Genomic DNA, 19,830 nt, shown 5'->3' on the forward strand with positions numbered 1-19,830 from the left:
CCCGCCGGGCCGGTGGGGCCTTTCACCGGCGTACGGCCAGATACCCGGCGAGGTGGGCGATCACCTCGCGCGCGTCGTCCTCGATGCCGTTGATGAACGTGGACCTGCGCCGCCGCAGCACGGGCAGTCCCAGCGCGTACAGCCCCGGGCCGTCGACCACGCCGCCGTCGTGGCGCAGCCGGCCCTTCTCGTCGACCACGGGCACCTCGAGCCAGCCGTAGTCGGGCCGGAACCCCGTCGCCCACACGATCGTGCGGATCTCACCGCCGCTCAGGTCCAGCTGCCAGCGCGCCGACTCGGGCACCCGGGTCGGCGCGAAGCGCTCGGGCGGGGCGAGCTCGTCGTCGCGGCCCCGCGTCCCGGCCCACTCGTCGAAGGTGTCCAGCAGGCGCTCCATCTTGAGGTCCGCCAGGGAGAAGACGTTGCGCAGGCCGCCGGAGAACAGCGCGCGGCCGTCGCGCACGTCCGCCCAGCGGCCCACGAGCTCGACGCCCATCGAGGTGAGCGCGTTGAGGTCGAGCGTCGCGCGTTCGGGGGTCCCGACGAGCTGGGGCGAGGGCAGCCGCCGGGCCCGGGTGAGATCGTCGACCTGGTCGTATCGCTGGTCCCACACGCCGGAGGCGTCCATCCACCACAACACGTCGCGCCCGCGGTAGGTGCGGGGCAGCCGTACGTGCTCCCCCACCGAGAGCACCACCGGCCGGCCCGACCTGCGCAGCTCGGCGGCCAGCTGCACGCCGGTCGCCGAGGCCCCCACGACGAGCACGCCGCCCTCGGGCAGCCGGCCGGGTTCGCGGTAGTCGAACGGCGTCAGCTGCTCGACGGAGGCCGGCACCGCGCCGGCGAACCGCGGCACCGCCGGCAGGTTGCAGGCGCCGCTGGCGACGACCAGCGTCCGGCAGGCGATCTCGCCGCGGCTCGTCGTCACGCGGTACCCGTCACCGGCGCGCCGTACGGAGGTGACGTCCGTGCCGGTCCGCACGGGGGCGCCCGAGAGCTTGGCGGAGCGCTCGATGAACTCCGTGATCTCCGCCGTGGTCATGTAGCCGTCGGGGTCCGGGCCTTGGTAGCGAAGGCCCGGAAGGCGGCTCTGCCAGTTGGGGGTGAGCAGCCGGAAGGACTCCCAGCGCTCGCGCCGCCATGAGTTCGCCACCTCACCGCGCTCGATCACCAGGTGGTCGATCGACCGTTCGCTCAGGAAGTGGCTCGCCGCGAGGCCCGCGTGCCCCGCGCCGACGACGACTGTCGTGACGCTTTCGATGACTCGGCCCTCAGGCGACTTCGACGGTGACGTTCGTCGGGTTGGTGAGGGCGTCGAACACGGCCGAGCGCTTCTGGGACTGGGCCACCAGGGCCTCGATGTCCTGCCTGGAGGCGTCCGCGTCGATGTTGAACGTCACCTTGATGTCGTTGAAGCCGTTGCGGACGTCGCTGTCGGCGCCGAGGATGCCGCGGATGTCGTGGGTGCCTTCGAGGGTCGCCTCGACCGAGCGCAGCTGGATGCCGCGGTTCTGCGCGACGGACGCCACGCCCGCCGTCAGGCAGGCCGCCAGGCCGACGAGGAGATACTCGATCGGGGTGATGCCGTTGTCCTCGGCCGCGAAGACCTCGGGGTGGTCGGCGTCGAACACGGCCTCGTTGCGGTGGGTCTGCTCCTGGCCGAGGCCGAAGAACTCCTTGACCGTGGTGGTGCTGTGCACGCCGTTCCGCCAGGTGGAGGAGGCCCGCCAGACGAACTGGGCGGCCTCGGGGGCGCCCTTGAGCACCTCGCGCGCGTCCAGCAGCGCCTGCACGTTCACACCGTTGGCGACCGTAGTCATGTTTTCGCCCTTTCCGACACTTCCCGTAATTCCGATAGGTATTTGACCATATACCGGGCGCGGCGGCTACCATGAGCCCCATGTCGCAGCCAGCCAGAACGCTCGCGGCCGGCGAAGTCGGCAGCGTGGGCACCGTGGAGACCCGGTACCTCGACCTGCCGCATCCCGTACGCCTCGACTGCGGCGGGGAGCTGCATCCGGTCCGCGTGGCGTACGAGACCTACGGCACCCTCTCGCCCCGGCGCGACAACGTGATCCTGGTGTGCCACGCGCTCAGCGGCGACGCCCACGCGGCGGGCCTGGCGAAGGCGCCGCCCGAGGCGGGCACGCGCGACGGGTTCGGGGCCGAGGAGCGCGACGGCGCGAGCGGCAGGGGGCTCGGCTGGTGGGACGGGATGATCGGGCCCGGCAAGGCGTTCGACACCGACCGGTTCTTCGTCGTCTCCACGAACCTGCTCGGCGGCTGCCGCGGCACGACGGGGCCGTCCTCGACCGACCCGGCGACGGGCCGGCCGTACGGGGCGGACTTCCCCGTGATCACGGTCGCGGACATGGTACGGACCCAGCGTGCGTTCCTGGACGTTCTGGGCATCGAGCGGCTCGCGGCGGTGGCCGGGGGCTCGCTCGGCGGGATGCAGGCGATGGAGTGGGCGGTCCTGTTCCCCGACCAGGTCGACGCCGTCGTGATGATCGCCAGCACGCACGCCCTCCATCCGCAGGGCGTGGCCTGGAACGCGATCGCACGCGACTCGATCATGCGCGACCCGGACTGGCAGGGCGGCCACTACTACGGCACGGGCCGCTCCCCCGACGCCGGCATGGGCATCGGGCGGATGGTCGGCCACATCACCTACCTGTCCGCGCCCGCGCTGGAGGACAAGTTCGGCCGGCGGCTGCAGTTCGCCGACGACCTCCGCTACACGATCACCGAGCCGGAGTTCGAGGTGGAGAACTATCTGCGCCACCAGGCCGACTCGTTCGTCAGGCGCTTCGACGCCAACACCTATCTCTACGTCTCGCGCGCGCTGACGTACTTCGATCTCGCGCGCCAGCACGGCGGCGGATCCCTCACGCGGGCGCTGGAGGGCGTGCGGGCGCGTACGCTGCTGATCGCCTTCAGCTCCGACTGGCTGTACCCGCCGTCGGCGTCGGAGGAGATCGAGCGGGCGCTGCGCGCCCTCGGCAAGCCGGTCGAGTTCAATGTGATCGACGCGCCGTACGGCCACGACTGCTTCCTGCTGGAGGAAGCGCGACAGACGCCCGTCATCCGCCGGTTCCTGGCCCCGGACCGGGCCGGATGAGGTCGAGGAAGAGGACTCTGTGACCGACAAGCTCTCCCGCGCCGAACAGGCCCGCGAGTTCGGGTTCGAGACCCGGCAGCTGCACGCCGGGCAACGGCCGGACCCGAACACCGGCGCCCGCGCGGTGCCGATCTTCCAGACGACCAGCTACGTCTTCGAGGATCCGGAGTCCGCGGCGGCGTACTTCAACCTGCAGGAGTACGGCAACACCTACTCGCGCATCATGAACCCGACCGTCGCGGTGTTCGAGGAGCGGGTGGCCAACCTCGAGGGCGGCGCCGGCGCGGTGGCGTTCGCCAGCGGGATCGCCGCGCAGGCGGCCGCGCTGTTCACGCTGCTGCAGCCGGGCGACCACGTCGTGTCGTCCTCGGCGCTCTACGGCGGTACGGTGAACCAGCTCAAGCACCTGCTGCGCAAGATGAGCGTGGAGCTGACGTGGGTCGACCCCGACGACCCCGGCGCCTGGCGCGAGGCGGTCCGGCCGAACACGAAGGCGTTCTTCGGTGAGACGATCGGCAACCCCTCCGGCAACGTGCTGGACATCGAGACCGTGGCGGCCATCGCGCACGAGCACGAGCTGCCGCTGATCGTGGACAACACGTTCGCGACGCCGTACCTGTGCCGCCCGATCGAGTGGGGCGCCGACATCGTGATCCACTCGGCGACCAAGTTCATCGGCGGCCACGGCACGAGCATCGGCGGCGTCGTCGTCGAGGCCGGCACGTTCGACTGGTCCAACGGGCGCTTCCCGGTGGTCGCGGACGCGTCGCCGGCCTACCACGGGCTGCGCTTCCACGAGACGTTCGGCATGTACGGCTATCTGATGAAACTGCGCGCCGAGACCCTGCGCGACCTCGGCGGCGCGCTCTCGCCGTTCAACGCCTTCCTGTTCCTGCAGGGCCTTGAGACGCTGTCGCTGCGGATGGACCGCCACGTCGAGAACGCGCGGGCGGTCGCGGCGTTCCTCGACTCGCACGAGCTGGCCTCCAACGTGACCTATCCCGGGCTGCCGGGCAACAAGTACCGTCCGCTGGTGGACAAATACCTGCCGCGCGGCGCCGGCGCGGTGTTCTCCTTCGACTGCGCGGGCGGCCGGGCCGGCGGGCAGGGTCTCATCGGCGGCCTGACGCTCTGGTCCCACCTGGCCAACGTCGGCGACGCCAAGAGCCTGGTCATCCATCCCGCCAGCACGACGCACCGCCAGCTGGGCGACGAGGAGCTGCGGGCGGCGGGCGTCGGGCCGGGGACGGTGCGGCTGTCGGTCGGCACCGAGTCCGTCGAGGACCTGATCTGGGATCTGGAGCAGGGTTTCGCCCGCGTCGCGGCGACGACCGGTGCGGCGAGCGATGCCCCGAGCGGTGCCCCGAGCGCCGCCAAGGGCGGAGAGAAGGTGGAGACGGCATGACCGATCCCGAGCGCTACCAGGACCCGCTGACGATCCAGCGCGTGCTGCACGCCACCAAGACGATCGCGATCGTGGGCCTGTCGAACAACGAGCTGCGGGCCAGCTACTTCGTCGGCTATTACCTCAAGCGGCACGGCTACCGGGTGATCCCGGTGAACCCCCGCGAGAAGGAGATCCTCGGGGAGACCAGCTACCCGAGCCTGCTCGACGTCCCCGTGCCGGTGGACCTCGTGAACGTCTTCCGCGCACCGGACGCGCTGCCGGCCATCGCCCGGGAGGCCGTGGAGATCAAGGCCGGCGCCCTGTGGTGCCAGTTCGGCGTGATCAACGAGGAGGGCGCGCGGATCGCCGAGACCGGCGGCGTGACCGTCATCATGGACCGCTGCCTCAAGATCGAACACGCCCGCTACGTGGGCCGGATGCACTGGCTCGGCTTCAACACCCGCCGCATCACCTCCGTCCGCGCGGGTCTCCAGTAGCCACCCTGTCGCCGAGCACACCATGTGCCGCCGCGGTGGCGACGGCACACCGGAAGGAGAGGCCAGGATGAGCGGACCGGTACTCGCCGAATCCGTGCGGTACGCGGACGACGGCGTGGTGGAGATCCTCGACCGCCGCGTCTATCCCTTCGAGGTGAGCTGGGTGCGCTGCAGGACCAGCGAGGACGTGGCGGTGGCCATCGAGCGGATGGTGACGCAGAGCACGGGGCCGCTGTTCGCGGCCACGGCCGGCATGGTGCTGGGGGCCCGCGAAGCCCGCGGCGACGGGCCTCGGGAGGCGGCGGCGCGGCTGCGCGCCGCCGGAGCCCGGCTGATCGCCACCCGGCCGACCAACAACCACATCCGCGACGCGGTGCACGCCGTCCTGGCGGCGACCGTGGGCGAAGACGGGGATCCCGGCGGGGAAGGCACCGGTGACGATCCCGGGCGGCTCACCGGGGAAGGTCGTGCGCGGCTCGCCGGGGAGGAGCTGGTGGCGGCGGTCGAGGCGGCGGCGCGGGCGCACAAGGACGCCTATCGCGCCCGGAACGCCGCCCTGGGCGAGCACGCCGCCTCGCTGCTCGACGACGGCACGCGGGTCCTCACGCACTGCTGGGCCGACGCGTTCCTGATCGCGACGGTGCGGGCGGCGCAGGCCGCGGGCAGGCGTCTGGAGTTCGTCTGCACCGAGACCCGCCCGTACCTGCAGGGCGCCCGGCTGACCGCGGCGGCGCTGGTGGAGATGGGCTACCGGCCGACGCTGATCACCGACGGCATGGTGGCCGCCGTCCTGTCCGACGGGCTGGCCGACGTGGTGCTGACCGGTGCCGACCGGGTGACTCTGGACGGCCATGTGGTCAACAAGGTGGGCACGCTCGGTGTGGCACTGGCCGCCCACGCCTTCGGCGTCCCGTTCTACGCGCTCATCGACGCCCCGGACCCGCAGGCTCCGACGGCCGCCGACGTGGTGATCGAGCAGCGCGACGGCGACGAGGTGCTGCACGCCCTCGGCCGGCGCACCGCCGCCGAGGGCGTGACCGGCTACTACCCGGCCTTCGACGTGACCCCGCCCCACCTGGTCACCGGCATCGTGACCGAGAGCGGGGTCCACCGGCCCGGCACCTTCAAATAGTCACATATACGGATTCGGCACCCTCCGGCGCACAGAACCGGACGCCGGCCGGGGCGAGGCTCAGGCGAGGAGGAATTTCAGGCGGTCGTCGGCCATCCACGGCGCGATCTCCACGATCTCCGCCGTGACGACGTCCTCGGCGACGAACGGGTCGGCCGCCACGCGGCCCTCCAGGTCCTCGCGTGAGATGCCGTGTGCCACGATCGCCCCGCCCGGTCCCGGCTGGATGCTGCCGGCCAGCAGGAACACGCCGTCCTCGACGCCGCGCTCGATCCATTCCCGGTGGCCGGGCATGTGTTGTCCGGCGGCATCCTTGTTGGCGGAGAACCGCAGCAACACCACGAACATGTGGAACCTCTCAGAGTCGTCGGATCCGGGGGCGTCAGGCATCGGCCCGCCCGCCGTCTTCGTGCGCGGCGGCGGCGACGGCTCCGGTGCCGGCGGAGTACGCGCCCAGCCAGTCGTGCATCCGCCGGACCTCGCGGCGGATGAAGTCCTCCTCCCGGAAGGCGTGCGCCAGCGTGGCGACGCCCTGGCTGAAGGCCAGCACGTGCATCGCCAGCTCGTCGGCCCGCTCCCGGTGCCCCAGCCGCGTGAACTGCTCACGCAGCCAGGTGCGGAAAAGCGTGAAGACCTCGCCGGCCTCGCCCAGGGCGGGGTGGCCGAGTTTGGCCAGCTCCGTGGTCAGGGTGCCCACCGGGCAGCCGTAGTCCTGGATGTCGGCGCGGTTGGTCACCACGATCTCCACGAACCGGCGGATCCGGCCGGCGGGATCGGCCTCCTCGGCCTCCCACTCCCGGAGCATCCGCCGCCGGCTCTCCAGCCGCGCGGCGATGACCGCGCGCAGGATGTCGTCCTTGGATTTGAAGTGGTAGTAGAAGTTCCCCCGGGAGATGCGCACGGCCTCGGCGATCGCCGCGAAGGAGGTGTGTTCGTATCCCTGGTGGTAGAACAGCCGGTCGGCCGCCTCGACGATATGGTCCCGGGTCGTTTCCGCCCCCACCGCCGTCACCTCCCGGATGGCCGCCGCCTCGTGGAACCGCTCTAGGACATCCGTCCTAGAGGAGATATTAGGACAGGCGTCCTATGCGGTGTCAACCGGCTCAGGCGGCCTGCCGCTCCCGCCGATCCCAGGCGACCGCGAGGACCAGGACCTCCCGCGCCGGCACCCGGTCCCGGGACGGACCGGCGGCTCCAGGGGACCCGGCGTGGTCCGGCGACCGTCCGGGACGGATCGCGAGTTCGCGTACCTGCGGGGCGACGAGCGGGACGGTGCGCAGCGCGACCGTCACCCAGGCGCCGGCCAGCAGCCCGTACAGCCCCAGCGCCGCCCAGCCGAACAGCTCCGAGCCGAGCTGGACCGCCAGCGCGGAGGCGCCGGTCACACAGGTGCCGACGGGGAAGGTGAAACTCCACCAGGTCAGCGCGTACGGCAGGCCGCCGCGCCGTACGGTGCGCAGCAGGAAGAACGCGGCCACCAGCAGCCAGGCCATCGCCGCGGTCCACACCGGCACCCCGTACCAGAGCCCGAAGCCGGCCAGCTCCGGCGCGGAGCGGGCCAGCTGGTTGACGGCCGTCACCGACTGGCCCAGCGGGCCGAGCACGATGACCAGCGTGGGCACCGTCGAGGCGGCGCCGGGCCCGTGCACCCGGATGCGGCGGACCAGCACCACCACGATCGGGACGACCGCGAGCAGACTGAGACCGAACAGGGCGTAGCAGGCCACCAGCAGCGCCCGGCCCAGCGAGCCCGCGTGCGGCACCAGGTACGCGCCGCTGGTCGCCGCGACCATGGGCGGCACCACCGGCATCAGCCACAGCCCGGAGGCCTCATGCAGGCCGGGCCGGTGCCGGGTGAGCATGAACCACGGGACCCCGATCAAGGAGGCCAGCCCCAGGAGTGTGCCGGCCAGCCACAGTGCGGCGTCGACGGCGACCGCGGCGCGCAGGCCGATCAGGTCCTGGCCGTAGAGCAGGGTGCCCGTGCCGACGGTGAGCAGTGCCATCGGCGGCGCTCCCAGGAAGGGGGCGATCTCCGGATCGAAGCGGCGGTGTCTCCAGGTGAACGCCAGAGCGACGAGCATGAGACCGGCCAGCAGCCATACGGCCGCCGCGAGAGGACGCAGGGCGTCGAGGTCCGGGGGTAGAGCGGTTGCGAGGATACCGGTCCCCATGACGGTTACGTACCACTTCGGAGGCATGCGGCAACGATGGCGAGGGTCGCTTGACGCCCACTAGCAGTTCCCTTGATCGCCAAGGGAGCCTCCGCACGTCAGCGACCCTCCGGCCGTTCCCGGGCCCCGTCTTCGGCCACCCGGCCCCATCACCAGAAGCGCGGCTGGGCGGGGATGGTCTCCAGGTCGGTGAGCAGCAGCTCGCGGTCCTCGTCCTGCGCGATGTCCTCGGCGGCGGCCAGCGCCTGCTCGGTCCAGGCGCGGGCCTGTTCCGCCTCGCCGGCCACCGCGCTGGCACGGGCCAGGGCCTCGTAGCCGAAGGCCAGATCCCAGTCCCCGATGCCGTGGGCGTGGCAGATCTCCAGGCTGCGGCGGGCGTGGTGCAACGCCGGTTCGGCGCGCCCCAGGACCGCGTACACCCGTGAGCACTGCCATTCGCCCCGGCTGCGGTTGATCGGAGCACCGACCTGACCCCAGTGGTAACGCGAGGCGTGCGCCATGTGCACCATCCGATCGTCGTCGTCGGTCGTGCGGTCCTCCTTCTCCAGCAACCGCCATACTCCGTTGAACAGGTCGACGGCCAGCTGCCGCTGGTCGCCCGCCGAGCCGGCGAGACCGTGAGGGCCGGCGTGCTCCGCCATGAGCGTCGTGACTCCATCCTCGAGAAGGTGATCGATGCGGTGCAGGTCCCCGCGTGTCCGGTCCAGACGTGCCTGCAGGCGGCGGCGGTGCCCGGCCAGCACCCGCTTGACCAGGTCCTCGTCATCAGGCGTCGCCAGACAGGTCCGCACCTGCTCCAGCGGCACGTCGACCGAGCGCAGCAGCTGGATCAGCCGCGCGTGGGCGACCTGCCGGGGCCCGTAGTAGCGGTATCCGCTGCCGGGCTCGACCAGGGCGGGCACCAGCAGGCCGATGCGGTCGTAGTGACGCAGCGCCTTGGCCGTCAGGCCGACACGATGTGCCAGCCGGCCCACCGTGATCAGTTCAGGTCCGTCCGCCATGCGATGAATCTAGAACCTTGCCGCGCGGGAACCTCAAGCCCGCGGCAGGGACCGATGCGGACGGAGCCGCCCGGCCGGATTCTCGGAACGGCGGCCGGGCACCGGGGCGTCACTGAGCGCCGAACCAGCCCGGCACGTCGAGGCGGAAAATGTCCGGCGGCGTCACCTTGCGCAGGTCGGCCTCCAGCTCGCGCAGCCGTTCCGGCCCGATCACCTCGGCCCACCGGGCGCGCAGTTCGTCGAAGACGCGCTCCGACCGGACCAGGGAGTCGGTGCCGTGCGCGGTGAGACGGACGATCTTGCGCCGGGTGTCGCGGGGGTCGGAGGCGCGCTCGACGTAGCCGAGGCGTTCGAGCGTCTCGATCGTCTTGCCCGCCGCCTGCTTGGAGACCCCGAGCGTACGGCCCAGCTCCACGGCGGTGTCGCCGCCGCGCATGATCGCCTGGAGCACGAACCCGTGCATCGGGCGCAGGTCGGGGTGGCCCTGCCGGGCGAGCTCGGCGTGGAGCTCGTCGATGAGGACGCGGAAGCCGAGGAGCAGCCGGAGCGGCAGCTCGAAGCCGGGAGGGTCGCTTGGCACGATGGACAACCTGCTCAACTGTACGGACAATGGCGTTGACCATCTTAGGAGGTCGCGGCGATGCGCATCCTCCGCGCCGCCGGCCCCTATGCCCGCGTGGAAGGCGGCGACTGCCGGGATGACGCCCCGTAGCGGCCGGCGATCGCGGCGGCGCGGTCGCGCAGGGAGTCGCGCAACCACTGCGGGGTCAGGGCCTCCGCGTCCGTGCTGAGCTGCCACAGCGCCCATTCGGCGTGCCGGGGATCCTGGAAGGTCACCTCCAGGCGCAGCCAGCCGTCCGGGTCGGCCTCTTCGGCGCGGACGGCCAGCGCGGTGCCCACCAGGTCCTCCCGCCGCGCCGGGTCCACCCGTACCAGCACGGCGACCTGGTCGCCGCCGGTCCGGAACCGCGTGCTGCGCTCCTGCCAGGCCCGGTCCAGATCGACCCGGTCCGGCCGCTGCGCGGGCTCGGCGAGCTCCTCGGCGGCCAGGACCCGCGACAGCCGGTAGGTGCGGTCCGCGCCGGACCTCGTGGCCAGCAGGTAGCCCCGGTCGCGTACGGTGACCAGGCCGATCGGGTCCACCGTGCGCCACTCCGGGCTCCGGTCGGCGGCCGCGTAGTGGATGCGCAGCCTGTGTCCGGCGACCACCGCGCGCAGGACCTCGGCCACTATGGCGTCGGGCACCTCCTCATCGACCAGCCGACGCGACAGCAGGTCGGTCTCCGGGTCGATGAGCAGTCGCTCGGCCGCGCCGGCCGCGGTGCCCCGATAGCTTTCCGGCAGCGCGTCGACCACCTTGAGCATCGCCGAAGCGAGCGCCGAGCCGAGGCCGAACGCCTGCGCGCCGCGCCGGGATCCGGCGACCAGCAGGGCCAGGGCCTCGTCGGGGTTCAGCCCGGTGAGCTCGGTCCGGAAACCGGGCAGCAACGCGAACCCGCCGTGCCGGCCGCGTTCGGCGTAGACCGGGGCGCCGGCTGCGGACAACGCCTCGATGTCGCGCAGCACGGTGCGGGTGGAGACCTCAAGCTCGCGGGCCAGCGCGGCCGCGGACAGCCGGCCGTGCTGCCGCAGCAGCAGCACCAGCGAGACCAACCGGTCGGCGCGCATCCGAAAACGCTACAGGAATACACGACACAGGATGTCGTGATTTGCCGGGAGGCTTGGCAGCACGACGTCGGAGATCGCGGCTGCCGAGCCGACGGACGTACGTGATGCCGATGAACCGAATGGAGCTGATATGGCGATGGAGCGAACGGCGGTCAACCCGTGGGCGTGGTCGGTGGATCTGGGCTACAACCAGGGCGAGGTCGTCTCCGGGCACACCCGGACCCTGTACTGCGCCGGGCAGACCGCGATGAGCGGCGACGGCAAGCCCCAGCACGCCGATGACATGGCGGCGCAGCTGGCGCTGAGCCTCGACAACCTGGAGGCCGTGCTCGGCGAGGCCGGCATGTCCCTGGCGAACCTCGTCCGGCTCAACGTCTACACCACCGACGTCGACCGGCTCTTCGAGCACTACGGCGTGCTGGCGGCGCGGCTGGGCGCGGCCGGGGCGGCGCCGTCCACCACGATGCTCGGGGTGACACGGCTGGCGATCCCCGACCTGATGGTCGAGCTTGAGGGGACCGCCGTCGCCTGATGCGGCCTCACCGCCTCCGGCAGGACCGCCGGAGGCGGCACGGGCAGCAGGCGGGTGCTCTCCGGTGCCCGCAACGGTGACAATCGGCGTCCGCGGCTGCGACCCGCGCAGGGATCAGTTCCCGCGGCAGATGACGAAGCGTGGGAAAGGATGCGAGCCGAGCCGGTCGCCGACCTCGTCGACGGCTTTGCGGATCTCCATCAGGTCGGCGACGGTCATCTCCAGGGGCGGTTCGTCCGGCTGGTAGGTGGTGCGGATCGGATAGTCGACGCCGGGGCGTGTCGTCATCTCGATGTGGCAGCCGAGGACGTGGGTGACGGGCCGGGCGGCGGCGAAGTCGATCAGCCGGTCGACGGTGCGCGTGAAGGCGTGCCAGTCCTGGATGTAGAGCCTGCCGGGATAGACGGTGTCCCCGGTCAGCAGGAAACCGGTGTGCGGGTCGTAGAACGTCACGGCCGCCTCGTGGTGGCCGGGGGTGGCCAGGCACTCCAGCACCCGGCCACCGCCCAGATCGACCCGGGCGACGCGGCCGGGATCGGCGTCGAAGCCGAAGTACGGCCACGCGGAGTCCTTGTGAGCCCCCACGACCAGGGTGTCCGGACGGTCCGCGAACTGGGAATCGCCGGCGATGTGGTCGCCGTGGGCGTGAGTGTGCAGGACGAGCAGGCGGTAGCCGTCACGGGGATGGCGGGCGAGCCAGCTGCCGATGAGGTCGTCGACCACGTCCCGCAGGGGGAAGAACCGGGCCGACTCGGTCGCGCCCGTGTCCAGCAGGACGGCCTGGCCGGCGCCGAACAGCAGGAACAGGAAGGGCGCCTCGTAGTTGATCGCCTTGTTCTGCCGCAGTACGAACGTGTGCTCGTCGTAGGCGTACACCTGGATGTCGGGGTCGGTGTTGTGCTTGGCCGACGGGGAGCCGTGGATCCACGCCACGTCGAAGGTCCGGGGCCGGGGCGGCTCGGAGGCGAAAACGATCGTTTCCAGGGTTCCCATGGGGCTACCTCCGTGAGCGGCCTCGTCGTCGCAAGGCTCTGCGGTCCCACGGCAAATCGTAATGGAGTGAGTAACTCCCCCGGATATCCCCGGCTCAGAGGAGGTGGGCGGATACCAGTTCGCTCTGCGCGGCGCCGTCGCGGGAGAAGCCGCGCTGCGGGCGCTTCGCGAGGCGGTGCAGCGGTTCGACCGGTTCGATCCCGGGCCGTGCGCCTTCGCCGGTAGGGCGATACGCGATCCGAAGACCTTCGCGGCGGGGTGGGGCAAGGAGCGCAGGGCCGAGCACATCGTCGTGCGCAGCGCTTTCACACAGGCGCTGTGGGAGCTCTGCACCGGCGCGGTCGTCGTCTACCGGGGGATGGCGTTGCGGGGTCCGCTGGAGTCGAGGCCCGTCTCCCCGGTGTCCGCGACGTTCTCCGGTCAGGTGGCCGAGGCCCATTTCGACGCGCCGGAGACCGCTGCCGGGGCGCTGTCGCGGCAGCGGCTGACAGTGGAGCGTCTGTTCATGACATTTCTGGAGTCCTCCGCGATGAACGAGAGGTACCTGGAGGCGGAGGTGCCGCTGTTCGCGGACCCGTCGCAGGTGATCTAGCCCAGAGGGCCCGGGGCCGCCGGCGGGAGCTGCAACCGACGCAGCGTCCGCATGGCGTCCCTCTCGATGCGCGAAAGATCGTGGAGGATGGCGCCGGCCTGCTCCAGATACCCCGCCTCGCCGCTCTCTCCAGCCTTCGTGATCAAGGTGGACACCTCCGTCCACAGCACGGCGGCCTCGGCGTACAGCCGGTGACCGGCGCGGAGGTCGTCATCGTCGATCAGCCGGGTGCACTCATCGAGGAAGTCGCGGTAGAGGGCGCGGAACAGGGCGCCGCCGGTGCCGCCCCTCTCCATGAGGAGGGCGGCCTGCGGCAGGTCGTGTCGCGGCTCACCGGCGCGCAGCAGCCATCGGGGCACCTGCTTGCCGGCCTTCTCGATGCCGCGGTGGCCCAGGTTCGCGATGGGCGCGGCGAGGAAGGCCTCGGCGCAGTCCTTGATGGCGGGGACGATCCGGTCCTGCCAGGAAAGCGGGTGAGCGGGCAGCGTGATGGTGAAGGATCGGTTCCTGGCGGTCATCGGACCGCGTTCGGCCCGCGCCATGGCGAGGCCGGCCCGGCTGGTGCGCACCGCTCCCCCCTGCTGGCCGGTGTCCACCAGGTAGGCCTCGTGCTCGTCGTAGCCGTACATGGCGACGATATGACCGCCGAAGTGCACCTTGGAGCGGAAGTAGTCCAGGTGGTAGCAGTCGAGCTGGAGGCCGACCGGCCGGCCTGCGTCGACGGGGGCGGCCGCGTTCTGCCACGCCTTGCGCGGCGAGGTGGTCTCCTCGACCGTCAGCGCCAGCCCCAGTCTGGCGGCCAGGTTCCTGGTGAGCTCGAAAGGCTTGACGCGGCCTCCGAGAAAGGGGAACTCCATGCCCCTGCCGTCCCAATAGACGAAGGACAGGCCCGAGCCCAGTCCGAACAGCATGGGCTCCGACAGGTCGAGCCCCTCATGCCGCAACAGCACTCCCAGCGCCGTCGTCTCGCAGTGGTGCATGCCGCGGGCCTCGACGTCCTTCACGATGCTCATGCGTCGTTCTCCTCATGCTGAGGCGGCGGACGGCCGCACCGCCCGCCCGTGCCCGGCACCTTTACCGGGGGCCGCTGGAAGGAGCATGAGGCCTCCCCCGGTGGGAGAGTCCAGCCGCGGGGCGGCCGGCCGTCGGCGCGGGCGCCTGACGACGGGCGGACGCACACCGGCGGGAGCCGGCTGCGATCCGCCCGTCGTCAGGTCAGGCACCGGATGTGCGCGTCACCAGTTGTAGACGATGTCGCCGTTGCTGTTGGCCATCTTGAAGGTTCCGTCTCCCTGGTCGATCACGCACCCGAAGCCGCCGTCCCCCGTCTCTCCGCAGAAGGTGGCGGCGGCGGCCGGACCCGCCGCGGCGACCCCGCCGCCCACGAGGACGCCGGCGGCGATGACGGCGACCGCGAGCCTTCTGACCCGCCTGCGGCCCTGCCCGGTGGTGGTGTCCTGCTGCATGGCTGACTCCCTTATTGCCGATGGATTGTCGGTCACAGGGGTTCGTAGCGGCCGCCCGGCCGGATTGCATCATCGCCGGGCGGCCTCACCTCGACACAGCCGGACGCGGCGTCCGTCACCTGTGGTCGTTCTCGGTCAGCGGCACGACGTAGGCCCGGCGCTCGCAGATCAGGCCGTCGCGCACCACGAACACCTCGCCCATCGCGGCGCGCATCACGGTGCCGTCCTTCTGGAGTGCTTCGAGGGTCATCTCCGCCATGACGACGTCGTTCTCCTCGACCATCCGTGTGATCTCCACCTTCGGGGGGACGCCGACCGGATCCGGCCCTTCGGTGTCCACCGGTCAGTCGGCGCCGGCCGGCTAGCGCTCCTTGAGGCGCTGCGCCTCCTTGCGCACCTCGGCCTGGACCGACCGCTCGCGCTGCAGCCACTCGGGGTTCTCCGCCTTGATGGCGTCGATCTCGGCGGTGGTGAGCGGCCCGGTGACGCCGCCCCTGGCCAGGCCCGAGTTGGAGACGCCCAGCTTCGCTGCGACGACCTGCCTGGGGTGCGGCCCGTTGCGCCGCAGATCGGCAAGCCAGGCCGGCGGGGCGGCCTGCAGCGCGTTCAGCTCGTCCCTGGAGACCACTCCCTCCTGGAACTCGGCGGGAGTGGCCGAGAGGAGGACACCCAGCTTCTTGGCCGCGGTCGCGGGCTTCATCGTCTGGGTGGTCTTGAGCTTGGTCATGGTGCCAAGGGTATGGCTCCGAGCCGCTTCCCCTGACATCGGTACTCTGGGGAGGTGACTGACAGGGAGTTCCGGCTGGCCTACGTGCCCGGGGTGACGCCCGCCAAATGGGCCGGCATCTGGGCCGAGCGCGTGCCCGAGGTGCCGCTGACCCTGATCTCCGTCGCCGCCGCCGAGGTGGTGGGGCTCCTGCACGAGGGCGGCGCCGACGCCGGGTTCGTGCGGCTGCCGGTGGAGCGCGAAGGGCTCAGCGTGATTCCTCTCTATGTCGAGACCACCATGGTCGTGGCGCCGAAGGATCACATGGTGGCCGCCGCCGACGAGGTGACCGTCGCCGATCTCGCCGACGACGAGGTGTTCCACCCGATGGACGACACCCTCGGATGGACGGCCCCGCCGGGGCTGCCGGCCTTCACGCGCCCGGACACGACGGCGGAGGCGATCGAGCTGGTGGCGTCGGGGGCCGGGCTGCTGCTGGTCCCGCAGTCGCTGGCGCGCCTGTACCACCGCAGGGATCTGATCTACCGGCCGGTCGTGGAGACGCCGCAGTCGCAGGTCGCGCTGGCCTGGCCCACGGAGGCGACGACCGAGCTGGTGGAGGACTTCATCGGCATCGTCCGCGGGCGTACGGCCAACAGCTCGCGGGGCCGTACTCCCGCGCCCGCCCCGGAGAAGGCGCGCAAGCAGCCGCGCAATCCCGCTCCGGGCGGGTCGGGCCGCCGGGGCGCGCAGACCGGCCGGGGCAGGAAGGGCCACCGGCCCCGCTGAACCGTCATTCCCGGCGACGGGGCCGGCGGGCGCGGGTCACGCCCGGTCCCCGACCGCTTCCGGCCGATCCCCTGCCTTCCGCGCCGCCAGGATGATGAGCACCCCGGAGACGGTCCCGGCGAAGAACGGGGAGGGCACGAGAAGGACACCGCCCAGCAGGCACCAGACCGCCAGGCCCCAGCCGATCGCGGCGGGCACGGCCACCCCGCGTCCGGCGAGGTGCCAGACCAGGCAGCCCAGGAGGACCAGGGGTACCGAGAAGCTTGCCGGGCCGCCCCAGAAGACGGCCTGGTTCCGGAGGGACTCCACCGTCGGTACGGCGTCCCCGCGCGAGAGCACGAGCGGGACCGCCGCCCACATCCCCCGGTCCACCCAGCCGGCGACGTCCTGCCGGGCGATCAGCGTCAGCAGGGACAGGTGCCCCGCCCCCAGCACGAACATGATCCCGCTCGCCCAGCGGAGCAGTCGTTTTCCGGAGTTCATCGTGAGCTCCCCTCCTCGCGGCCGGTCTCCGCGTGGCCGTGGTCGCGCCAGGCCCGCTCCCATTGCCTGGTCAGTGCCGGATAGACGACGAGATACCGGAAAGGCGCGATGGCGGCCATGTAGAGCCGCCCGAACCATCCGTTGGGCTTGACGAGGACGGCCATCCGCAGCTCGTGGTCGCCGTCCGCCCCCGGGGCCCAGCCGAGATGCATCACGGTGTGCACGGTCTTGTTCGCCAGCTCGCGTGCGGACTCCGTGTCGAGCTCGTAGACCGCTTCGAGGGGCATGCTCTCGTTGTCCGCGCCGCGGGGGGCGTCGCGGAGATCACCGGGCAGGCGGTCGCGGAGTGAGGCCACGCGCGCGCCGACGCCCGCCGACGGCGCGTCCCAGCGGAGGAGGGCGCCGAGCCTCCACCGGAGGGCGAACAGGAACCGCGACGGCCCGGACTGCCCGGCGAGTCCCCCGGCGGTCCGCATCGCCGCGAGCATCGCCGGGAAGTCGCCGGGCCCGGCTCCGGGGGTGCGGAAGGACCACACGTCCTCGACGGAGAAGTCGGGGGTGAGCTCGTGGATGCGCCACGGACGGGAAGTGTGCGCGCTCTTCGGCAGTCTCACCGGGACTCCTTTGCGGCCATCATGGCCATCAGCGTCATCTGGTCCAACGCGGGCGTGGCGGCGGGGTCGAGTTCGCGATAGCGGCGGTGGAGGTTGACCACGATCCGCTCGGCGTCCAGCCAGGCGGCGTACTCCCCCAGGTCCACCGTCTCGATCGCCTCGGCGAAGGACAGCCCGCGGGCGTGGGCGGCGTCCGCCTGCTCGACCACGTGGGTGAGATAGCCGCGCACCGCGCGGATCCCGTCGGGGTCGGTGACCGGGCCGTGGCCGGGGACGATCGTCTCGGCCCCGGTGGCGATCATCCGGTCGCAGGCGGTGATCCAGTTGGCGATCGGGCCGCTCCACACGATCGGGGTGCAGCCGACGAACAGCAGGTCGCCCGCGAAGAGCACGCCGGCGTCCGGCACGTGCACGACCGAGTCGGCATCGGTGTGGGCGGGGCCCAGGTTCACCACGCGCACCTCGCGGCCGCCGACCTCCAGGATCAGCTCCCGGTCATAGGTCAGATCGGGCAGCCGCAGGCGGATGCCGCTGAAGTCGAAGGCGCCGAAGCGCTCACGGAAGTACGGCGTCGCCGGGCCGATGTCCAGCACCTGGGCGGCGGTCAGCATCTCCGCAGGCATCTCGTGCCGCATCTCGGTGCGGGTGGCCTCCGCGGCGATGATCTGGACGTGCCCGTCCAGCAGCTGGTTGCCGTGGGTGTGGTCGCCGTCGGAGTGGGTGACGACGGCGCGGGTGAGCGGGTGCCGATCGGTGATCGGACGCATGGCGTCGAGCATCTCGGCGGTCAGCGGCAGGTCGAACAGGGTGTCGACCAGCAGGCAGGCGCCCTCGCCCGCGATCAGGCCCGCGTTGCTCCAGCCGTACCCGCCGTCGGGCAGCAGCCAGGCCCACACGCCCGCGCCGACCTCGTGCAGGCCGCGCGTGTAGGGCAGCCTCGACGGGGCGCGGTTGACGCGCGGGCGCGGCGGCCGCAGGTCGGGGTTGTGCCGGGGCGCCAGCGGGTACGGCGCGGCGGACGCGCGGACGGTCTGGCGGGTACGGCCCAGCCCTTCGACCGTCAGCTCCACGACGTCGCCGTCCCGCAGCCAGCCGGGGAAGGCGGCCGGGTCGGCGAGGGACAGGTGCTCGATGAGACAGCAGCCGGGCACCGTACCCGAGCCGAACACCTCACCGGGCACCAGCTCCACGCCGCGCGAGGCGTAGGAGACGACCTCGCCGAAGCTCCAGTCCATGGCGTCGGTACGGCCCGAGCCGATGGTCCGGCCGTTGACGGCGGCCTCGACCCGCAGGGCCGGCTTGCCGTCGCGGCGGTAGGGCTCCAGCTCGTCCGGGGTGACCAGGTAGGGGCCGAGCGTGGTCGCGCCGTCCTTGCCCTTGGCCTGGCCGATCGCCAGCGGCGCCTCGCGCATCTGCAGGTCCCGCGCCGACCAGTCGTTGTAGATGGTGTAGCCGATGATGTGCTCCTCGGCCTGCTCCGGGGTGAGGTCCCGGCCGCCGGGCCCGATGACCGCGGCGATCTCCAGCTCGAAGTCGAACCAGGCGCTGCCGGGCGAGATCGTCACCTCGTCGTACGGGCCGACGATCGTGGAGGGGCAGGCGAAGTAGAAGGCCGGGACCTCGTACCAGGCGTCCTTGAGCGTGCGTGACCGACCGGAGGCCTGCAGGCAGTTGCGCATGTGGTCCAGGAAGCACAGGCAGTCACGGACCGAGGGCGGGCGCGGGATCGGCGCGCGCAGCCTGGCCTCGGCCAGCGGCACCGTCTGCGCCGCCGAGGCCAGGGCCCTCTCGCCGGTCGCCCGCAGTTCCGCGGCGCCCCGGCCGATGAGCTCGACCAGATCGACGCCGGGCTCGACGGGATGGATCCGGTCCCCTTCGACCACGCCGACGCGGTCTCCGGTGTCTTCGGCATAGGTCACCCAACGCATGGAGAACCTCCTCGTTTCTATGTTGACTGACACAGGCTATATCGATCAACACTTGCTCTGTCATTCGGCATACCTGGTTAGATTGACCGCATGGCCACGCGACGCATCGAGAGGACTCAGGAGAGCCGCCGGCTGCTGGTGGCGGCCGCCGCCGAGCTCTTCGCCGAGAAGGGGTACCGGCAGACGAGCTTCATCGACATCGCCGAGCGGGCCGGCATCAGCCGCGGCTCCATCCCCTGGCACTTCGGCAACAAGCTGGGCCTGCTCCAAGCCGTGCTCGACGACCGGCTCCACGCCGTGCTGACCGGTTTCGCCCCGCCCGACGGGGAACGCCCCGGCGATCCGCTCGACCAGGCCATGGACTTCATCCGCCTGCCCGGCACACGCCTGTTCATCACCCTGCTCGCCGAGGCCGTGGAGGCGGACTCGCCGATCCGCGAGCACTACGCGCGCCTGCACGCGGCGCTCCGGCAGGAGGTGCTGGCCCGGATCCCGGCAGGGGCGCTGCCCCCGGGAACCACCCCGGAGGCGTTCACGGTCCTGCTGGTGGGGGCCGTCATCGGCGTTCACGCCCAGTGGCGGGTCGCCCCCGAGGCGGTGGACCTCGACGCCGTCCACACCGCGATCCGCGCCCTGCTGCCGGCCGGGCCGGGGTGACGGGGATCGCCGTTGTTGATCTAACGGATGCGAGGCGATATAACCGTTAGAAAATGATGGCCGGTCGCGTGCCGGCCGTACCGGGACCAG

24 protein-coding genes are annotated in these 19,830 nt (G+C 71.7%); 8 read left to right on the forward strand and 16 right to left on the reverse strand.

Going from position 1 to position 19,830, the window contains the following annotated elements; genetic code table 11:
• Positions 1-22: 22 nt before the first annotated feature.
• Both Pta02_RS30005 and Pta02_RS30010 read right to left on the reverse strand, forming a co-directional pair.
• Complete coding sequence (locus Pta02_RS30005; RefSeq protein WP_203878393.1) at positions 23-1,261, reverse strand: flavin-containing monooxygenase; 1,239 nt, start codon at positions 1,259-1,261, stop codon at positions 23-25.
• 10 nt (positions 1,262-1,271) lie between these two features.
• Positions 1,272-1,820 (reverse strand): OsmC family protein, encoded by a 549-nt coding sequence (locus tag Pta02_RS30010; protein WP_203878334.1) that lies wholly within the window; start codon positions 1,818-1,820, stop codon positions 1,272-1,274.
• Between the two features lie 80 nt (positions 1,821-1,900).
• Between Pta02_RS30010 and metX the strand changes: the two genes are divergently transcribed.
• The 4 genes from metX to Pta02_RS30030 all read left to right on the forward strand — a co-directional run bounded on the left by metX (position 1,901) and on the right by Pta02_RS30030 (position 6,137).
• A complete protein-coding gene (gene metX, locus Pta02_RS30015) occupies positions 1,901-3,121 on the forward strand; it encodes a homoserine O-acetyltransferase MetX (RefSeq protein WP_203878335.1) in 1,221 nt (406 codons plus the stop codon).
• 19 nt (positions 3,122-3,140) lie between these two features.
• Positions 3,141-4,526 carry an O-acetylhomoserine aminocarboxypropyltransferase/cysteine synthase family protein gene (locus tag Pta02_RS30020; RefSeq protein WP_239131337.1) on the forward strand — a complete coding sequence of 462 codons (1,386 nt, stop codon included), beginning with the start codon at positions 3,141-3,143 and terminating at the stop codon, positions 4,524-4,526.
• On the forward strand, positions 4,523-5,005 hold the full coding sequence (locus tag Pta02_RS30025) for a CoA-binding protein (RefSeq protein WP_203878336.1): 483 nt from the start codon (positions 4,523-4,525) through the stop codon (positions 5,003-5,005). Before Pta02_RS30020 ends, Pta02_RS30025 begins: the two co-directional genes overlap by 4 nt.
• Before the next feature lie 67 nt (positions 5,006-5,072).
• Positions 5,073-6,137 carry a translation initiation factor eIF-2B alpha/beta/delta subunit family protein gene (locus tag Pta02_RS30030; protein WP_203878337.1) on the forward strand — a complete coding sequence of 355 codons (1,065 nt, stop codon included), beginning with the start codon at positions 5,073-5,075 and terminating at the stop codon, positions 6,135-6,137.
• 60 nt (positions 6,138-6,197) lie between these two features.
• Here the strand turns inward: Pta02_RS30030 and Pta02_RS30035 are convergent, their stop codons facing one another.
• From Pta02_RS30035 to Pta02_RS30060, 6 genes are all read right to left on the reverse strand, one after another.
• Positions 6,198-6,485, reverse strand: coding sequence for a YciI family protein (locus Pta02_RS30035; RefSeq protein WP_203878338.1), 288 nt, complete (start codon positions 6,483-6,485; stop codon positions 6,198-6,200).
• Between the two features lie 34 nt (positions 6,486-6,519).
• Complete coding sequence (locus Pta02_RS30040) at positions 6,520-7,140, reverse strand: TetR/AcrR family transcriptional regulator (protein ID WP_203878339.1); 621 nt, start codon at positions 7,138-7,140, stop codon at positions 6,520-6,522.
• A gap of 100 nt (positions 7,141-7,240) precedes the next feature.
• A complete protein-coding gene (locus Pta02_RS30045; protein ID WP_275423629.1) occupies positions 7,241-8,338 on the reverse strand; it encodes a TDT family transporter in 1,098 nt (365 codons plus the stop codon).
• A gap of 122 nt (positions 8,339-8,460) precedes the next feature.
• Entirely contained in the window at positions 8,461-9,312 is an 852-nt protein-coding gene (locus Pta02_RS30050; protein WP_203878341.1) for a MerR family transcriptional regulator, read from the reverse strand.
• 109 nt (positions 9,313-9,421) lie between these two features.
• Complete coding sequence (locus Pta02_RS30055) at positions 9,422-9,892, reverse strand: MarR family winged helix-turn-helix transcriptional regulator (protein ID WP_203878342.1); 471 nt, start codon at positions 9,890-9,892, stop codon at positions 9,422-9,424.
• A gap of 86 nt (positions 9,893-9,978) precedes the next feature.
• Complete coding sequence (locus Pta02_RS30060) at positions 9,979-10,980, reverse strand: helix-turn-helix transcriptional regulator (RefSeq protein WP_203878343.1); 1,002 nt, start codon at positions 10,978-10,980, stop codon at positions 9,979-9,981.
• 136 nt (positions 10,981-11,116) lie between these two features.
• Between Pta02_RS30060 and Pta02_RS30065 the strand changes: the two genes are divergently transcribed.
• Entirely contained in the window at positions 11,117-11,512 is a 396-nt protein-coding gene (locus Pta02_RS30065; protein ID WP_203878394.1) for a RidA family protein, read from the forward strand.
• A 114-nt stretch (positions 11,513-11,626) separates the two neighbouring features.
• On the opposite strand, the gene Pta02_RS30070 is transcribed toward Pta02_RS30065, so the two are convergent.
• Positions 11,627-12,505 (reverse strand): MBL fold metallo-hydrolase, encoded by an 879-nt coding sequence (locus Pta02_RS30070; RefSeq protein WP_203878344.1) that lies wholly within the window; start codon positions 12,503-12,505, stop codon positions 11,627-11,629.
• Between the two features lie 103 nt (positions 12,506-12,608).
• On the opposite strand from Pta02_RS30070, the gene Pta02_RS30075 reads away from it, so the two are divergent.
• A complete protein-coding gene (locus Pta02_RS30075) occupies positions 12,609-13,097 on the forward strand; it encodes a hypothetical protein (RefSeq protein ID WP_203878345.1) in 489 nt (162 codons plus the stop codon).
• Here the strand turns inward: Pta02_RS30075 and Pta02_RS30080 are convergent.
• From Pta02_RS30080 to Pta02_RS30095, 4 genes are all read right to left on the reverse strand, one after another.
• The gene (locus Pta02_RS30080) at positions 13,094-14,110 is read right to left on the reverse strand and encodes a BtrH N-terminal domain-containing protein (protein ID WP_203878346.1); all 1,017 of its coding nucleotides are present in this window, start codon (positions 14,108-14,110) and stop codon (positions 13,094-13,096) included. The two genes, Pta02_RS30075 and Pta02_RS30080, sit on opposite strands and share 4 nt — an antisense overlap.
• Positions 14,111-14,332: 222 nt before the next feature.
• Positions 14,333-14,563 (reverse strand): hypothetical protein, encoded by a 231-nt coding sequence (locus Pta02_RS30085; RefSeq protein WP_203878347.1) that lies wholly within the window; start codon positions 14,561-14,563, stop codon positions 14,333-14,335.
• Positions 14,564-14,678: 115 nt separating this feature from the next.
• Positions 14,679-14,846 carry a nuclear transport factor 2-like protein gene (locus tag Pta02_RS30090; RefSeq protein WP_203878348.1) on the reverse strand — a complete coding sequence of 56 codons (168 nt, stop codon included), beginning with the start codon at positions 14,844-14,846 and terminating at the stop codon, positions 14,679-14,681.
• A 78-nt stretch (positions 14,847-14,924) separates the two neighbouring features.
• On the reverse strand, positions 14,925-15,290 hold the full coding sequence (locus tag Pta02_RS30095; protein ID WP_203878349.1) for a DUF5997 family protein: 366 nt from the start codon (positions 15,288-15,290) through the stop codon (positions 14,925-14,927).
• Positions 15,291-15,344: 54 nt separating this feature from the next.
• Here Pta02_RS30095 and Pta02_RS30100 point away from each other — a divergent pair, with 54 nt between their 5' ends.
• The gene (locus Pta02_RS30100) at positions 15,345-16,058 is read left to right on the forward strand and encodes a LysR family substrate-binding domain-containing protein (protein WP_239131338.1); all 714 of its coding nucleotides are present in this window, start codon (positions 15,345-15,347) and stop codon (positions 16,056-16,058) included.
• A 36-nt stretch (positions 16,059-16,094) separates the two neighbouring features.
• Here Pta02_RS30100 and Pta02_RS30105 read toward each other — a convergent pair whose 3' ends face one another.
• From Pta02_RS30105 to Pta02_RS30115, 3 genes are read right to left on the reverse strand one after another with little or no spacing between them, the layout of a single operon-like run.
• Positions 16,095-16,541 carry a DUF6463 family protein gene (locus Pta02_RS30105; RefSeq protein WP_203878350.1) on the reverse strand — a complete coding sequence of 149 codons (447 nt, stop codon included), beginning with the start codon at positions 16,539-16,541 and terminating at the stop codon, positions 16,095-16,097.
• Positions 16,538-17,155, reverse strand: coding sequence for a DUF2867 domain-containing protein (locus Pta02_RS30110; RefSeq protein WP_203878351.1), 618 nt, complete (start codon positions 17,153-17,155; stop codon positions 16,538-16,540). Before Pta02_RS30110 ends, Pta02_RS30105 begins: the two co-directional genes overlap by 4 nt.
• Positions 17,152-19,083 (reverse strand): fumarylacetoacetate hydrolase family protein, encoded by a 1,932-nt coding sequence (locus Pta02_RS30115; RefSeq protein ID WP_203878352.1) that lies wholly within the window; start codon positions 19,081-19,083, stop codon positions 17,152-17,154. Before Pta02_RS30115 ends, Pta02_RS30110 begins: the two co-directional genes overlap by 4 nt.
• A 90-nt stretch (positions 19,084-19,173) precedes the next feature.
• Between Pta02_RS30115 and Pta02_RS30120 the strand changes: the two genes are divergently transcribed.
• Positions 19,174-19,740: a TetR/AcrR family transcriptional regulator gene (locus Pta02_RS30120; protein WP_203878353.1), complete on the forward strand. Its 567-nt coding sequence runs from the start codon at positions 19,174-19,176 to the stop codon at positions 19,738-19,740.
• The last annotated feature ends 90 nt before the right edge of the window (positions 19,741-19,830 follow it).

The sequence above is a fragment of the Paraplanobispora takensis genome, assembly GCF_016863195.1.
Taxonomy (GTDB): Bacteria; Actinomycetota; Actinomycetes; order Streptosporangiales; family Streptosporangiaceae; genus Planobispora; species Planobispora takensis.

Bases quoted from the DNA above. Each gene is read 5' to 3' on its own strand.
- Pta02_RS30070 (WP_203878344.1), bottom strand. From the start codon at position 12,505: ATGGGAACCCTGGAAACGATCGTTTTCGCCTCCGAGCCGCCCCGGCCC.
- Pta02_RS30030 (WP_203878337.1), top strand. From the start codon at position 5,073: ATGAGCGGACCGGTACTCGCCGAATCCGTGCGGTACGCGGACGACGGC.
- Pta02_RS30065 (WP_203878394.1), top strand. From the start codon at position 11,117: ATGGAGCGAACGGCGGTCAACCCGTGGGCGTGGTCGGTGGATCTGGGC.
- Pta02_RS30095 (WP_203878349.1), bottom strand. From the start codon at position 15,290: ATGACCAAGCTCAAGACCACCCAGACGATGAAGCCCGCGACCGCGGCC.
- Pta02_RS30105 (WP_203878350.1), bottom strand. From the start codon at position 16,541: ATGAACTCCGGAAAACGACTGCTCCGCTGGGCGAGCGGGATCATGTTC.
- Pta02_RS30060 (WP_203878343.1), bottom strand. From the start codon at position 10,980: ATGCGCGCCGACCGGTTGGTCTCGCTGGTGCTGCTGCTGCGGCAGCAC.
- metX (WP_203878335.1), top strand. From the start codon at position 1,901: ATGTCGCAGCCAGCCAGAACGCTCGCGGCCGGCGAAGTCGGCAGCGTG.
- Pta02_RS30045 (WP_275423629.1), bottom strand. From the start codon at position 8,338: ATGCCTCCGAAGTGGTACGTAACCGTCATGGGGACCGGTATCCTCGCA.
- Pta02_RS30050 (WP_203878341.1), bottom strand. From the start codon at position 9,312: ATGGCGGACGGACCTGAACTGATCACGGTGGGCCGGCTGGCACATCGT.
- Pta02_RS30120 (WP_203878353.1), top strand. From the start codon at position 19,174: ATGGCCACGCGACGCATCGAGAGGACTCAGGAGAGCCGCCGGCTGCTG.
- Pta02_RS30090 (WP_203878348.1), bottom strand. From the start codon at position 14,846: ATGGTCGAGGAGAACGACGTCGTCATGGCGGAGATGACCCTCGAAGCA.
- Pta02_RS30035 (WP_203878338.1), bottom strand. From the start codon at position 6,485: ATGTTCGTGGTGTTGCTGCGGTTCTCCGCCAACAAGGATGCCGCCGGA.
- Pta02_RS30080 (WP_203878346.1), bottom strand. From the start codon at position 14,110: ATGAGCATCGTGAAGGACGTCGAGGCCCGCGGCATGCACCACTGCGAG.
- Pta02_RS30085 (WP_203878347.1), bottom strand. From the start codon at position 14,563: ATGCAGCAGGACACCACCACCGGGCAGGGCCGCAGGCGGGTCAGAAGG.
- Pta02_RS30010 (WP_203878334.1), bottom strand. From the start codon at position 1,820: ATGACTACGGTCGCCAACGGTGTGAACGTGCAGGCGCTGCTGGACGCG.
- Pta02_RS30025 (WP_203878336.1), top strand. From the start codon at position 4,523: ATGACCGATCCCGAGCGCTACCAGGACCCGCTGACGATCCAGCGCGTG.
- Pta02_RS30115 (WP_203878352.1), bottom strand. From the start codon at position 19,083: ATGCGTTGGGTGACCTATGCCGAAGACACCGGAGACCGCGTCGGCGTG.